12 protein-coding genes are annotated in these 13503 nt (G+C 72.3%); 5 read left to right on the top strand and 7 right to left on the bottom strand.

What is annotated here, in order from left to right; translation table 11 throughout:
• The 3 genes from Q3W68_RS26940 to Q3W68_RS26930 all read right to left on the bottom strand — a co-directional run bounded on the left by Q3W68_RS26940 (position 1) and on the right by Q3W68_RS26930 (position 2050).
• Positions 1-765 carry a metal ABC transporter ATP-binding protein gene (locus tag Q3W68_RS26940; RefSeq protein ID WP_121685352.1) on the bottom strand — a complete coding sequence of 255 codons (765 nt, stop codon included), beginning with the start codon at positions 763-765 and terminating at the stop codon, positions 1-3.
• Complete coding sequence (locus Q3W68_RS26935; RefSeq protein WP_302908112.1) at positions 762-1703, bottom strand: metal ABC transporter substrate-binding protein; 942 nt, start codon at positions 1701-1703, stop codon at positions 762-764. Before Q3W68_RS26935 ends, Q3W68_RS26940 begins: the two co-directional genes overlap by 4 nt.
• An 83-nt stretch (positions 1704-1786) precedes the next feature.
• Complete coding sequence (locus Q3W68_RS26930; RefSeq protein ID WP_302908111.1) at positions 1787-2050, bottom strand: DUF6703 family protein; 264 nt, start codon at positions 2048-2050, stop codon at positions 1787-1789.
• Positions 2051-2077: 27 nt separating this feature from the next.
• Between Q3W68_RS26930 and Q3W68_RS26925 the strand changes: the two genes are divergently transcribed.
• From Q3W68_RS26925 to Q3W68_RS26915, 3 genes are all read left to right on the top strand, one after another.
• Positions 2078-2419 (top strand): antibiotic biosynthesis monooxygenase, encoded by a 342-nt coding sequence (locus Q3W68_RS26925; protein ID WP_302908110.1) that lies wholly within the window; start codon positions 2078-2080, stop codon positions 2417-2419.
• Between the two features lie 94 nt (positions 2420-2513).
• Positions 2514-2987, top strand: a complete 474-nt coding sequence (locus tag Q3W68_RS26920; protein ID WP_302908178.1) for a hypothetical protein — start codon at positions 2514-2516, stop codon at positions 2985-2987.
• Positions 2988-3100: 113 nt separating this feature from the next.
• Complete coding sequence (locus Q3W68_RS26915; RefSeq protein WP_302908109.1) at positions 3101-4480, top strand: glycine--tRNA ligase; 1380 nt, start codon at positions 3101-3103, stop codon at positions 4478-4480.
• A 64-nt stretch (positions 4481-4544) separates the two neighbouring features.
• Here Q3W68_RS26915 and Q3W68_RS26910 read toward each other — a convergent pair whose 3' ends face one another.
• Both Q3W68_RS26910 and Q3W68_RS26905 read right to left on the bottom strand, forming a co-directional pair.
• Positions 4545-4868: a hypothetical protein gene (locus Q3W68_RS26910; RefSeq protein ID WP_302908108.1), complete on the bottom strand. Its 324-nt coding sequence runs from the start codon at positions 4866-4868 to the stop codon at positions 4545-4547.
• An 83-nt stretch (positions 4869-4951) separates the two neighbouring features.
• On the bottom strand, positions 4952-5506 hold the full coding sequence (locus Q3W68_RS26905) for a type IV toxin-antitoxin system AbiEi family antitoxin domain-containing protein (protein WP_302908107.1): 555 nt from the start codon (positions 5504-5506) through the stop codon (positions 4952-4954).
• A gap of 178 nt (positions 5507-5684) precedes the next feature.
• On the opposite strand from Q3W68_RS26905, the gene dusB reads away from it, so the two are divergent.
• Positions 5685-6848: a tRNA dihydrouridine synthase DusB gene (gene dusB / locus Q3W68_RS26900; RefSeq protein ID WP_302908106.1), complete on the top strand. Its 1164-nt coding sequence runs from the start codon at positions 5685-5687 to the stop codon at positions 6846-6848.
• Positions 6849-6920: 72 nt separating this feature from the next.
• On the opposite strand, the gene Q3W68_RS26895 is transcribed toward dusB, so the two are convergent.
• Positions 6921-7568, bottom strand: a complete 648-nt coding sequence (locus Q3W68_RS26895; RefSeq protein ID WP_302908105.1) for a C39 family peptidase — start codon at positions 7566-7568, stop codon at positions 6921-6923.
• A gap of 783 nt (positions 7569-8351) precedes the next feature.
• On the bottom strand, positions 8352-10142 hold the full coding sequence (locus Q3W68_RS26890) for a family 20 glycosylhydrolase (RefSeq protein ID WP_302908104.1): 1791 nt from the start codon (positions 10140-10142) through the stop codon (positions 8352-8354).
• A 581-nt stretch (positions 10143-10723) separates the two neighbouring features.
• On the opposite strand from Q3W68_RS26890, the gene ppdK reads away from it, so the two are divergent.
• On the top strand, positions 10724-13432 hold the full coding sequence (gene ppdK / locus Q3W68_RS26885) for a pyruvate, phosphate dikinase (protein ID WP_302908103.1): 2709 nt from the start codon (positions 10724-10726) through the stop codon (positions 13430-13432).
• The last annotated feature ends 71 nt before the right edge of the window (positions 13433-13503 follow it).

Here is a 13503-nt window from a genome sequence, read left to right as displayed (position 1 = left end):
TCAGATGCCTGTCCAGAGCCGGGCGGGCTCCTCGTCGCAGTGCGGGTGCACGTGCTCGTGGTCCGGGTCGGCGTGGTGGCCGGCCGGTTCGGGCACCGCGCCGTCGTGGGCGATCCCGCCCTGGTGCACCACCACGGCCCGGCTGATCAGCGGGCGCAGCGGACCCAGCTCGTGCGCGACGAGCAGCACAGTGCCCCCGCCGTCGCGGAACGTGCGCAGCGCCCCGGCGAACGCCTCCTGGCTGGCCGCGTCCACCCCGGCGGTCGGCTCGTCGAGCACCAGCAGCTCCGGCCCGCCGGCCAGCGCGCGGGCGATCAGGGTGCGCTGCTGCTGGCCGCCGGAGAGTGTGGACACCGGGTCACCGGCCCGGTCGGCGAGCCCGACCGCCTCCAGTGCCGCCGCCACCGCCTCCCGGTCCGCCCGGCCCGCGGGCCGCAGTACGCCCCGGCGGGCCAGCCGCCCGGACGCCACCACCTCGCGCACCGTGGCGGGCACTCCGCTGCCCGCGCCGAGCCGCTGCGGCACGTACCCGATGCGGTGCCACTGCCGGAAGCGGCGCTGCGGCGTCCCGAACAGGGCGACCGACCCGGCGCCGACCGGCACCAGGCCGAGCGCGGCGCGCACGAGCGTCGACTTGCCGGAGCCGTTGGCGCCGAGCACGGCGACGACTTCGGAAGCGGTCACTGTCAACGAGACGTCACGCAGCACCGGGCGGCCGTCGTAGCCGACCGTGGCGTGCGCGATCTCGATCACGGGTGGGGTCATGAACAGTCCAGAGCGGTTCGCAGGGTCTGCAGGTTGGCGCGCATCGCGGAGAGGTAGTCGCCGTCGGCGGGCGGGCCCTCCAGCGGGTCCAGGACCGCCGTCTTCGCCCCGACCTCACGCGCGATGGTCTCGGCGACCTTCGGGCTGACCAGCGTCTCGAAGAAGATCGTGCCGGCCTGGTGCTCCCGGGCCTCCTCGGCGACCTCGGCGAGGCGCTTCGGGGACGGCTCGGACTCCGGGGTGAGCCCGCTGATGCCGATCTGCTCCAGCCGGTAGCGCTCGGTCAGATAGCCGAACGCGGTGTGGCTGGTCACGATCTCCCGGCGCTGGCAGGTGCGCAGGCCGTCGGCGTACTCGGTGTCCAGCTTCGTCAGCTCCGTGCGCAGCGCGGCGGCGCGGGCGGTGTAGTCGGCGGCGTGGTCCGGGTCGGCCTTGCCGAGCCGCTCGGCGAGCTTGTCGCCGATGGTGGCCAGCCGGGTCGGGTCGAGCCAGACGTGCGGGTCCTTGCCGCCGCCCTCCTCGGCGTGCCCGGCCTCGCCCTCGTGGTCGTGGCCACCGGCGGCCGCGTCCAGCAGCGGCGTCACGCCCGCCACGTCGAACGCGCGGTCGCCGCCGTTCTGTTCCACCGCCTCGTCCACCGCCGGTTGGAAGCCGCTGAGGTAGACGACCACGCCGGCGTCGACGATCTGGCCGACCTGCCGCGGGTTGAGTTCCAGGTCGTGCGGCTCGGCGCCGGGCTTGGTCAGGTTGCTGACCGCCACGGTGTCGCCGCCGATGCGCTCGGCCAGGAACTGGAGCGGGTAGAACGCGGCCACCACGTCGACCCTGCCCGGCTCGCTCGCGGCGCCCGAGCCGTCGGCGCAGGCGGTCAGGCCGGCGGCGGCGAGCAGGGCGGTGGTCGCGGCGGTCAGGATGCGGCGCGGTGCACGAACGGTCATGGGCTCAACTGTCCGCGACAACGAAAACTATTGTCAAAAACGCATGATTGCATGTCAGCGCAGGTCAGCTCTGCTTCGTCAGGTCAGCCGACCATGAGCTTCGCCAGCGCCACCGCGATCAACAAGGTCAACATCACCAGCCGGAGCATCCGGGTCGCCGGGGCCTGCACCTGCCAGGTGACTGACATCAGCCAGACCAGCCCGCCGGCCAGCACGAGCAGCAGGACGCCGCCCGCCGGGCCGGGCGCGAAGAGGCCGACAAGCACCACTGCCAGCGCGGCCAGGAACACCGCCGTCGGGTTGAGCCGTGCCAACCGGGACAGCACGGGACTCTGCGTACGCTGCATGCCACAAACTCTACGAGGAGGAACGCCGTGCTGGTCACCAACCGCTTCGTGGTGGACGCCGAAACGGTGGACGAGTTCACCCGGTCGGCGCACGCCGCGCTGGCCGCGCTCGCCGCCCGCCCCGGCTACCTGCGCGGTGAACTGCTGCGGGCGCTCGACGACCCGGACCACTGGCTCCTGGTCACCGAGTGGGAGTCGGTCGGTGCCTACCGGCGGGCGCTCGGCGGGTTCGACGTCAAGGTCACCGCCGTGCCGCTGCTCGCCCGATCGGTGGACGAGCCGTCGGCGTACGAGACGCTCGCCGGCGCCGCCCCCGAGGGGGAGATCGTCGTCGTCGCCAGCGATCGTGCCGCACGTCCGTATCGCTGAGAGCCGGGGCACTACCCTGGCGCGTATGACCGCTCCCGGACCGGCCGCGCCACCCCCGCCATCCGTTCCGCCCGCGCCGCCGGCGGACCCCGGGGTGCCCGCGCCGCCGCAGGGGCCCGGCGCCGCGCCGCCGTTCGCCGCCCCGCCCACCGAGGGCGGGCGGACCCGGCTCTGGCTCGGCCTCGGCGCCGGCGCGCTCGCCGTGCTGATCTGCTGCGGCGGAGGCGGCGCGGCGGTGCTCGGCCTGGCCGTGAGCAACGCCCAGGCCATCGGCGAGCAGGGCCGGGCGGTCACGAACGACTACTACCAGGCGCTCGTGGCGCGGGAGTGGTCCAAGGCGTACGACACGCTCTGCGACGACATCCGCCGACGCGAGCCCCGGCGCGAGTTCGAGCGGCGGGTGGCCACCGAGCCGCAGATCTCCGGCTACCGGGTGGGCGAGGTCGACCTCACCACGCTCACCGTGCCGGTGGACGTCACGCTGGCCGGCGGCCGGCGGGAGGCGCAGACCGTCACGCTGGCGCCGGACCAGCAGACGGGCGGCGTGGAGGTCTGCGGGGTGAGCTGACCGGCCCCCGGTATTCTGCTGGGCTCGGGACGGACACGGTCGTACCGTTGTCCCGAACAGCCCGGTTCCATCCATCTCAACCGCGCCGACCGCCAGCCGGCGTAGGAGGAAACATGCCAGCCGACCGTATCGACGCCGTCACCAGCCTCGCCAAGCGCCGGGGCTTCGTCTTTCCCTCCAGCGAGATCTACGGGGGCACCCGGTCGGCGTGGGACTACGGTCCGCTCGGCGTCGAACTGAAGGAGAACGTCCGCCGGCAGTGGTGGCGGACCATGGTGCAGCAGCGCGACGACGTCGTCGGCCTCGACTCGGCGGTCATCCTGGCCCGCAAGGTCTGGGAGGCCAGCGGCCACATCGCCGAGTTCGTCGACCCGCTGACCGAGTGCCAGTCCTGCCACAAGCGGTTCCGGGCCGACCACCTGGAAGAGGCGTACGAGGCCAAGCACGGCAAGCCGCTGACCTCGCTGACGGAGCTGAACTGCCCCAACTGCGGCAACAAGGGCACCTTCACCGAGCCGAAGATGTTCAACGGCCTGATGAAGACCTACCTGGGCCCGGTGGAGAGCGACGAGGGCATGCACTACCTGCGCCCCGAGACCGCCCAGGGCATCTTCGTCAACTACAAGAACGTGGAGACGGTCGCCCGCAAGAAGCCGCCGTTCGGCATCGCGCAGACCGGCAAGTCGTTCCGCAACGAGATCACCCCGGGCAACTTCATCTTCCGGACCCGCGAGTTCGAGCAGATGGAGATGGAGTTCTTCGTCGAGCCGGGCACCGACGAGCAGTGGCACGAGTACTGGCTTCAGGAGCGCTGGAACTGGTACCTCGACCTGGGCCTGTCCGAGGAGAACCTACGCTTCTACGAGCACCCCAAGGAGAAGCTCTCCCACTACTCGAAGCGCACAGTCGACATCGAGTACCGGTTCCAGTTCGGCGGCACCGACTTCGCCGAGCTGGAGGGCATCGCCAACCGCACCGACTTCGACCTGTCCACGCACAGCAAGCACTCCGGCGTCGACCTGTCGTACTTCGACCAGGGCAAGGGCGAGCGCTGGATCCCGTACGTGATCGAGCCGGCCGCCGGCCTCACCCGCGCGGTGCTGGCGTTCCTGCTGGAGGCGTACGACGAGGACGAGGCGCCGAACACCAAGGGCGGCGTGGACAAGCGCACAGTCATGCGCTTCGACCCGCGGCTGGCCCCGGTCAAGGTCGCCGTGCTGCCGCTGTCGCGCAACGAGGCGCTGTCGCCGAAGGCCAAGCAGCTCGCCGCCGACCTGCGTAAGCGCTGGGTGGTCGAGTTCGACGACTCGCAGGCGATCGGCCGCCGCTACCGCCGGCAGGACGAGATCGGCACGCCGTTCTGCGTGACTGTCGACTTCGACACGCTCGACGACAACGCGGTCACGGTCCGGAACCGGGACACCATGGCCCAGGAGCGCGTCTCGCTGGACCAGGTCGAGCGCTACCTGATCGAGCGCCTCCCCGGCTGCTGATCGCGTGTAAGGAAGGCCCCTTCTTAACGCCTGGCGTAGAGAAGGGGCCCCTTCTTAACACCCGTCATCCAGGGGAGATCGGCTCCGCCCGTACGCCCGTCACGGCGCCCAGCCCGCGCCGGGCCGCGTACGCGTCCTCCACCGTGCGCCGCACGCGGCCCGGCTCCCTGCGGATCTGCGCCGGCGTGAAGTGCAGGATGAGCACCCCGTGCCGGCTCAGCTCGTTGTGCCGGTCCAGCGTCCGCGCCCAGTCGTTCGGGCTGAGGTGGTACTCCCGCGAGTCGACCTCCAGCGCCACCGCGCAGTCCGCGAGGTAGCCGTCCGGCGTCGGCAGCCGGGTGCCGTCGGCGGCCGAGAGCCGAGGGTTCCACAGGATCCCGCCGAGCACGCCGCTGCCGCCCAGGCACTCCCGCAGCTCCGTCTTCGGCGCCGAGCGGACCCCGTCGGTGATCTCCGCGAACGCCTTCCGGATCAGGGCGGTGCGGCTACGCCGGGCCCGGCGGATCTCCGCGTCCAGGCTGTCCAGGTCGTGAAACCGCGCTGCACGGCCTCGGCCACCGTCGCCCGTACCGGCCGCAGCTCGCGCAGGTCGCGGGCGGCGTCCACGACCGCCCGGGCCGGCGAGCACACCGGGTACAGCGTGGTCCGCCGGGCCCGCGGATCAAGCTCCAGGGCCCGCGCGATCACCGCGTGACCGGCCGAGCGGCGCCGCACGTGGTGCGGCAGGATCAGGTGTACGTCGGCGGTGCGCGGGCTGTACCGGAAGCCGTACCAGATCAGGGCCGCCAGGCCGGTGAGCTGCGCGTCGGCGCCCGCGTAGAGCGCCGCCGAGATGCGCCGCTGCTCGTCGGTGAGGGTGCCGGTGACGAGCGCGTACGTCGCTGGCAGCACCCGCTGCCAGAGGCCGCGCCGGGTCTGCCGGTACAGGTACATGTCGTCGAATCCGACGCCGAGAAGCTGCGTCCGCGTGACGATCTGCTGCTGGCGTTCCGCCAGGTCGCTGAGTTCGGGTGGCTGTTCGGGCATGCTCGGCAGCGTGCGCGCCGGACCGATCCACGTCCCGCCCGTGCGCCCGGCCTGTGGACGGCCGCCCCGGTTGTGGAGAACGCCCGCCGGGCGGCAGGGCTGTGATATGTGCCCTGTTAACAGGGGGCCCCTGCTCTACCGGAGACGTTAAGAGGGGGCCCTTCCTTACACTTGTGCGGTGACTGCCCCGACCCTGCCCGCGTTGACCATCGGCCCGCACCGGGTGTGGCCGCCGGTGGTGCTCGCGCCGATGGCCGGGATCACCAACGTCGGCTTCCGCCGGCTCTGCCGTGAGCAGGGCGGCGGCATCTACGTCTGCGAGATGATCACCACGCGGGCGCTCGTCGAGCGGAACCCGAAGACGCTGCGCATGATCGCCTTCGGCGCCGAGGAGCAGCCCCGCAGCCTCCAGCTCTACGGCACCGACCCGGAGATCACCGCCGCCGCCGTGCGGATCGTGGTCGAGCGCGACCTGGCCGACCACATCGACCTCAACTTCGGCTGCCCGGTGCCCAAGGTGACCCGCAAGGGCGGCGGCTCGGCCCTGCCGTGGCGCCGCCGGCTGTTCGCCCGGCTGGTCAAGGCCGCTGTCGACGCCGCGTCACCCGCCGGGGTGCCGGTCACCGTCAAGATGCGCAAGGGCATCGACGACGACCACCTGACGTACGTCGAGGCGGGGCTGGCGGCACAGGACGCGGGCGTCGCGGCGGTCGCCCTGCACGGGCGTACGGCCGCGCAGCGCTACTCCGGCACCGCCGACTGGGACGCGATCGCCACGCTCAAGGCGGCGCTCGACGTGCCGGTGCTCGGCAACGGCGACATCTGGGAGGCCGACGACGCGCTGCGGATGGTCGCGCACACCGGCGTCGACGGCGTGGTGATCGGGCGCGGCTGCCTGGGCCGGCCGTGGCTGTTCGCCGACCTGGAGGCAGCGTTCAACGGGAGCGCCGAGCGGCGGCTGCCGAGCCTCGGTGAGGTGGCGGTGACCATGCGCCGGCACGCCGAGCTGCTGGTGGAGCAGTTCGTGGCGGGCGCGCGCAACCCGGCCCGGGGCGAGCGGGACGGCTGCACCGACTTCCGCAAGCACGTCGCCTGGTACCTGAAGGGCTTCCCGATCGGCAGCGAACTGCGTCGCTCGCTCGCCATGATCGAGAGCCTGGCGCAGCTCGACGACCTGCTCGGCAAGCTCGACCCGGCCGTACCGTTCCCGGTGGAGAACCTCGGCCAGCCGCGCGGCCGCACCAACTCCCCGGGCAAGGTCTTCCTGCCGGACGGCTGGCTGGCCAGCCGCGACGACGACACCCCGCCCGACGGCGCCGAGCTGGACGACTCCGGCGGCTGACCCGCCGACCCTGGACACGCCGAAGGGCCCGACCCCCGTTCCGGGGTCGGGCCCTTCGTCATTGTCACTCGGTCAGGAGCTGTAGCCGCGGCTGGCGATCCAGTGCGCCAGGGCGTCCACGTCCATGCGGTACGAGGCCTGGTCCGGGTTCGCCGAGTCGGCGATCGTCACGACCTTGCCGCCGTCGCGGTAGCCGACCACGCTGATGTAGTGGCCACCCTCGAACGAGTGGGTGTTGCCGTCGGTGTCGGTCGCGGTGCCGGCGATGTTCGCCACCACGGCCCGGCCGTCGTCGACCGTGCGCACCACGTCGGCACGCAGCTTCTCCACCTTCTCACCGGCCTTGTCCACCGGGATCTCGGTCGACTTGTAGACGTCCTTGCCGGTCTCCTTGTTCAGCACCGGGGTGATGTCGTTGATGGAGTTGGTGCCGTCCTCGGTGGTACCCATCTCCTCGGCCATGGCGTGCACGTCGATGTTCTTGCCCTGCACGCTCAGCGCGTTACGGGCCGCGGCCGGGCCACAGAAGTAGAAGTTCGGCTGCGCCTCGTAGCGCACGCCCAGCTCGCGCTCGCCGTGCGTGCGGTCGCTGGTGACGACCTGGGCGGCGCGCTCGGCCGGGGTGGCCTGGGCGGCGATGGCGGGGCCGGCGATGCCACCAGCGGTGGCGGCGATACCGGCGGCGGTCAGAGCGGTCTTGCGCAGCAGAGTGGTAGCCATGATCAGTTGCCTCTCTGTCGGGGGTACGCGGCGATGGGGGATGCCGCGAAGAAAGATCAGGTGGCCCGGTACGTGCGTCGGGCCGGTGGCTCGCTCGGGCGGCCAGGGGGTCGGCCTGCTCCGGCGGCTCGGGGATGTAACGAACGGGGGTCCGGGGTCATTCCCGGCGCGCTGCCCGGTGGTGGGGCCGGCTCGGCGGGCGCTGTCGGCCTGCTCGCGGCTCCGAGGATGTAACGACCGGCGTCCCGGCCTGATTCCCGGCCCGGCCCGGTCGGGCGGGCGGGCGGCCGGCGTGCGGCGCGGTCTGCCATGTACAACGCCCCGCGCCCACCCCCGATTCCGCCCCACCGGCGACCCCGGCCACCCCGAACCCGGACACCGACCCCAGTGGGCTGCTGCCGCCCGCACCAACCCCGCCCGCCCTCCCCGCAGCCGCGCCGAGGGCCCCCACCACCACCACCCCGTTGATCAAGGAGTTTGTGTCCGTTTGAGGTCGTGCGCCGGACACAAACTCCTTGATCACCGATCCGATGTGGGAGTGAGTCGCGTTGGGTGCCAATGTCGGGTTCTGGGCGGTCAGCTTCGAGATCTTGGTACACGGGCGCCCCTCCGAGGGCCGTTCCGTACCAAGATCTCGGGGCCTCTCGGCGGCGAGGGGCGGCTGGATGCACCGCCACCGGGAGGCGGGCGTCGATCATGAATTGACGGAGGGTTGTGTCCGGTTTGTCACCGTCAGCTTCATGATCGACGAGACTTGGGATGGCCGGCGGGGCTCCCGCGTGGTTAGGGGTGGTGGGGGGTGGGGGGTGGGCTGGGTGGATCCGGGGCGGGTCGGGGGCCAGGGGATCTCGGGGAGGGATGGAACGTGATGCCGGCGGTGGTCCAGCGCGGGCCGTGGGCGGCCAGCCGGGTGCGGAACCGTGACCAGTCGTGCGTCTCGCGTGGTGACCAGGCCAGTTCGGCGACGGCGGGCAGGCGCGGAAAGAGCATGAACTCGACCTCGGCGAGCGTCGTGACCGACTCGGTCCACAGCGGCGCCTCCACCCCCAGCACCGCGTCGGCCGGTACGCCCCGCACGTGGGTCGCCGGATCCCACTCGTACGCCCGGCGCACGTCGATCAGACCGGCCCAGTCGTGTCCGATCGGGGTGTCCGGGGCGTACTTCATGTCCAGGTACGCGTGGTTGCCGGGGGAGAGGATCAGCCGGGCGCCCCGGCGTACCGCGTCGGCGGTCTCCGGATCGTCGCCGTTCGTGCCCCACCACTGCAGGACGCGCCCGTCGACGTGTTCGGCCGGGGCGAGCTGGTGCCAGCCGACGACGGTCTTGCCGGTGGCGGCGACCAGCCGCTGCGCCTGCTCCACGAACGCGCGGTAGCTGTCGGCCGGCACCTTGAACGCCTCGTCGCCGCCGAGGTGCAGCCACGGCCCGGGCGTCGACGCGGCCACCTCGCCGACCACGTCCGCGACGAAGGCGTACGTCCGCTCGTCGGCGGGGTCGACGTAGCTGAAGCCGACAGCGGTGCCGGTGTACGGCGGCGGCGCGATCTTGCCGGGCGCCAGTTCGGGGTACGCGACCAGCGCCGCGTTCGTGTGGCCCGGCAGGTCTATCTCGGGCACCACTGTGACGTGCCTGCGGGCGGCGTACGCGACGATGCGGCGGTAGTCGTCGCGGGTGTACCAGCCGCCGGGGCCGCCGCCGACAGCTGTCGCGCCGCCGACCTCGGCGAGCCGGGGCCGGGAGTCGACGGCGATCCGCCAGCCCTGGTCGTCGGTGAGGTGCAGGTGCAGGTGGTTGAGCTTGTAGCGGGCCAGGTGGTCGACCACCCGCAGCACGTCCTCCACAGGGAAGAAGTGGCGGGCGACGTCGAGCATGGCGCCCCGGTAGGGGAAGCGCGGCCGGTCGACGATCGTGCCGCCCGGCACCGCCCAGCGCACGGCCACAGTGGTCGGGCTCTCGATCGGCGCCGGTAGCAGCTGCCGCAGCGTCTGCGCGCCGTGGAACAGCCCCGCCGGGGTGGCGGCGGTGATCCGGACGCCGTCGGCGGTCACGTCGAGGCGGTAGCCCTCGTCCCCGAGGCCGGCGTCGTCCACCGCGCCGGCGTCGTCCACCGCGCCGGCGTCGTCCACCGCGCCGGCGTCGTCCACCGCGCCGGCGTCGTCCACCGCGCCGGCGTCGTCCACCGCGCCGGCGTCGTCCACCGCGCCGGAGGCGGCGGCCGCGACGGAGCCGGCCGGTGCGACGGAGCCGGTCGGTGCGACGGAGCCGGCCGGTACGGCGGCGTCCGCCGGGGACAGAGTGAGCGTCAGCGGGCCGCCCTCGGTGGTGCCGGCGACCGGGAGCGGGAAGCCGGTGGCCGGGCGCAGCCAGCGGGCGAGCTGTTCGGCCACGTCCCGCCCGGCGGGGCTGACCCGCAGCGCCGCGTCCGCGCTCAGCGTGAAGTCACCGGCCGGGTCCGGGAGCACCTGCTCGGGCGCCGGCACCACGTCGCCCAGCCGGACCGGCGCCGGTCCGGCGAGCGCTCCGGCGGCCCGCCCCGCGGCGACCCGGGCCAGCTCGGCCGCGGGCGCCGGCACACCGGGCAGCCCTTCACCCGCGTCCGGTGCCGAAGTAGCCGGCGGTGCCGAATCCGCCGACGGCGCCGAACCCGCCGACGGTGCCGAATCCGCTGACGGTGCCGAACCCGCCGACGCTGCCGAAGTCGCCGACGGTGCCGAACCCGCTGACGGCGACGGACCCGCTGACGGCGCCGCGCCGGACGGCGGACCGCCGCCGGAGGACGGGCTGGTGGGGCGGGTGTCGGACGGCTCCGGCCCGGTCTCGGGGGCGGCGGGGTTGGTCGGCACGGCGACGGCTCCGAGGGTGTATTCGCGCGGGATATGGCAAAGGTCAGGTTCCGCGAGATGCAGTGACGTCAAGAGTACGAGGGGAGGCGAAATTGCGTGATCGTGCTCGTGGAAGCGTTCCCAAAAACCCGTACGAACGCGGATTGTGGTGACCGTTGTGCCGAAAGTCACCGAACGCTCCCAGGTTTCTCGAAACTCGCCTAGCCTTCGCCCCACCGACGCTGACAAAGCCGGGATTACCGGTGGTCACTACCGGGGTATGTCCGAACTGAACCTTCGTTAAGTGTCAATGGCGCGCGTGGGAGGCTCTGGTGGCAGCGCACGATCCGGTCGAGCAGAAGTACGTCTACGACTTCGCCGAGGGCAACAAGGATCTCAAGGATCTGCTCGGCGGCAAGGGGGCCAACCTGGCCGAGATGACGAATCTCGGCCTGCCGGTTCCGCCCGGCTTCACGATCACCACGGAGGCCTGCAAGGCGTACCTGACGACCGGGCGCGAGCCGGACGGTCTGGCCGGGCAGATCGAGGCGCACCTGGGGTCGCTGGAGCGCGAGATGGGCCGGCGCCTCGGCGACCCGGACGACCCGCTGCTGGTCTCGGTACGCTCCGGCGCCAAGTTCTCCATGCCGGGCATGATGGAGACCGTCCTCAACGTGGGTCTCAACGACCGCAGCGTGATCGGCCTGAGCGCCCAGGCCGGGGGGAACGACAGGTTCGCCTGGGACTCCTACCGCCGGCTGATCCAGATGTTCGGCAAGACCGTCTGCGAGGTGCCGGGCGAGGAGTTCGAGCACGCGCTGGACGAGATCAAACGCGCCAAGGGTACGCACAACGACCTGGACCTGGACGCCGACGACCTGCGCGGGCTGGTCGACGTGTACAAGCAGATCTTCGCCAAGCACACCGGTCGCGAGTTCCCGCAGGAGCCGCGCGAGCAGCTCGACCTCGCCATCCGCGCGGTCTTCGACTCGTGGAACGCGGAGCGGGCGGTGCTCTACCGCCGGCAGGAGCGCATCCCCGCCGACCTGGGCACCGCAGTCAACGTGGTGACGATGGTCTTCGGCAACCTCGGTCCCGACTCGGGTACCGGCGTCGCGTTCACCCGCGACCCGGGCAGTGGCGCGCAGGGCATCTACGGCGACTACCTGGCGAACGCCCAGGGCGAGGACGTGGTGGCCGGCATCCGCAACACGGTGCCGTTGCAGGAGCTGGAGCAGCTCGACAAGACCTCGTACGACCAGCTGCTCGGCATCATGGCCCGGCTGGAGGAGCACTACAAGGACCTCTGCGACATCGAGTTCACCATCGAGCGCGGCAAGCTCTGGATGCTCCAGACCCGGGTGGGCAAGCGCACCGCCGCCGCCGCGTTCGTCATCGCCGGGCAGCTCGTCGACGAGGGCCTGATCGATCTGGACGAGGCGCTGCACCGGGTCAACGGGGCGCAGCTCGCCCAGCTGATGTTCCCGCGCTTCCAGCTCGACCACGAGTTCGAGCCGGTCGCCAAGGGCATCGGCGCCTCCCCGGGCGCCGCCTCCGGCAAGGTCGTCTTCACCTCGGCCCGCGCGGTCGAGCTGGCCGCCGAGGGCGAGTCGGTGATCCTGGTCCGCCGGGAGACCAACCCGGACGACCTCAACGGCATGATCGCCGCCAAGGGCATCCTGACCTCCCGGGGCGGCAAGACCAGCCACGCCGCCGTGGTGGCCCGCGGCATGGGCAAGACCTGTGTCTCCGGCGCCGACGAGCTGGACGTCAACGTGCCGGCGAAGAAGTTCACAGTGGGCGGCCACGTGGTGAACGAGGGCGACGTGGTCTCGATCGACGGCACCACCGGCAAGGTGTACCTCGGTGAGGTGCCGGTCATGCCATCCGAGGTGGTGCAGTACTTCGAGGGCGAACTCGACCCGGAGAACACCGACGACGCGCTGGTCCGGGCCGTACACCGGATCATGACGCACGCCGACGCGGCGCGGCGGCTGCGGGTGCGCACGAACGCCGACACCGGCGCGGACGCGGCCCGGGCGCGGCGCTTCGGCGCCGAGGGCATCGGCCTGTGCCGCACCGAGCACATGTTCCTCGGCGACCGGCGCGAGCTGGTCGAGCGGCTCATCCTGGCCTCCGGCGAACGGGAGCGGGAGGAGGCGCTCGCCGCGCTGCTGCCGCTGCAGCGGGCCGACTTCATCGAGATCTTCCGCGAGATGGACGGCCTGCCGGTCACCGTGCGGCTGATCGACCCGCCGCTGCACGAGTTCCTGCCCCCGCTGGAGCAGCTCGCGGTGAACGTCGCGGTCGCCCAGGAGCGCGGCGAGGACGTGGCGAAGGAGGAGGCGCTGCTCGCCGCCGTGCGGCGGATGCACGAGGAGAACCCGATGCTGGGCCTGCGCGGAGTCCGGCTCGGCCTGGTCATCCCGGGCCTGTTCGCCATGCAGGTCCGCGCGATCGCGGAGGCCGCCGTCGCGGTCGTCCGTGACGGCGGCACGGCCTGCCCGGAGATCATGGTGCCGCTGGTCGGGGCCGTGCAGGAGCTGGAGACGGTACGCGCCGAAGCCGAGCGGATCATCGCCGAGGTGGTCGGGGACAGCGGCGTCGAGGTGCTGATCGGCACGATGATCGAGGTCCCCCGGGCGGCGCTGACCGCCGGTCAGATCGCCGAGGCGGCCGAGTTCTTCTCCTTCGGCACCAACGACCTGACCCAGATGGGCTGGGGCTTCTCCCGGGACGACGTGGAGGGCGCGTTCTTCTGGCGCTACCTGGAGCTGGGCATCTTCGGCATCTCGCCGTTCGAGTCGATCGACACCGACGGCGTCGGCCGGCTGGTCCGCATCGCCGCCGAGGAGGGCCGGGCGGCCCGCCCGGGGCTGAAGCTCGGCGTCTGCGGCGAGCACGGCGGCGACCCGGACTCGGTGCACTTCTTCCACGAAGTCGGGCTGGACTACGTCTCCTGCTCGCCGTTCCGGGTGCCGGTGGCCCGGCTGGAGGCCGGCCGCGCGGCCATCACCACCACGGGTTCGGACTCCCGCTGACCCGGCGCGCCATTCCGGCCTCCTCGGCGTAACCTGAGCTTCCGCCGCGTGTCGATCAGGAGGGGTGTCCA

This window comes from Micromonospora sp. C28ISP2-4, assembly GCF_030519385.1.
GTDB classification, from domain to species: domain Bacteria; phylum Actinomycetota; class Actinomycetes; order Mycobacteriales; family Micromonosporaceae; genus Micromonospora; species Micromonospora tulbaghiae.
Note: the sequence above shows the minus strand (reverse complement) of the source record. Positions and strands in the feature narration are given on the sequence as shown.

What these genes read in the sequence shown, in the direction of transcription:
- Q3W68_RS26915 (WP_302908109.1), top strand. Translation starts at nt 3,101, where the DNA reads ATGCCAGCCGACCGTATCGACGCCGTCACCAGCCTCGCCAAGCGCCGG.
- Q3W68_RS26940 (WP_121685352.1), bottom strand. Translation starts at nt 765, where the DNA reads ATGACCCCACCCGTGATCGAGATCGCGCACGCCACGGTCGGCTACGAC.
- Q3W68_RS26930 (WP_302908111.1), bottom strand. Translation starts at nt 2,050, where the DNA reads ATGCAGCGTACGCAGAGTCCCGTGCTGTCCCGGTTGGCACGGCTCAAC.
- Q3W68_RS26935 (WP_302908112.1), bottom strand. Translation starts at nt 1,703, where the DNA reads ATGACCGTTCGTGCACCGCGCCGCATCCTGACCGCCGCGACCACCGCC.
- Q3W68_RS26905 (WP_302908107.1), bottom strand. Translation starts at nt 5,506, where the DNA reads ATGCCCGAACAGCCACCCGAACTCAGCGACCTGGCGGAACGCCAGCAG.
- Q3W68_RS26895 (WP_302908105.1), bottom strand. Translation starts at nt 7,568, where the DNA reads ATGGCTACCACTCTGCTGCGCAAGACCGCTCTGACCGCCGCCGGTATC.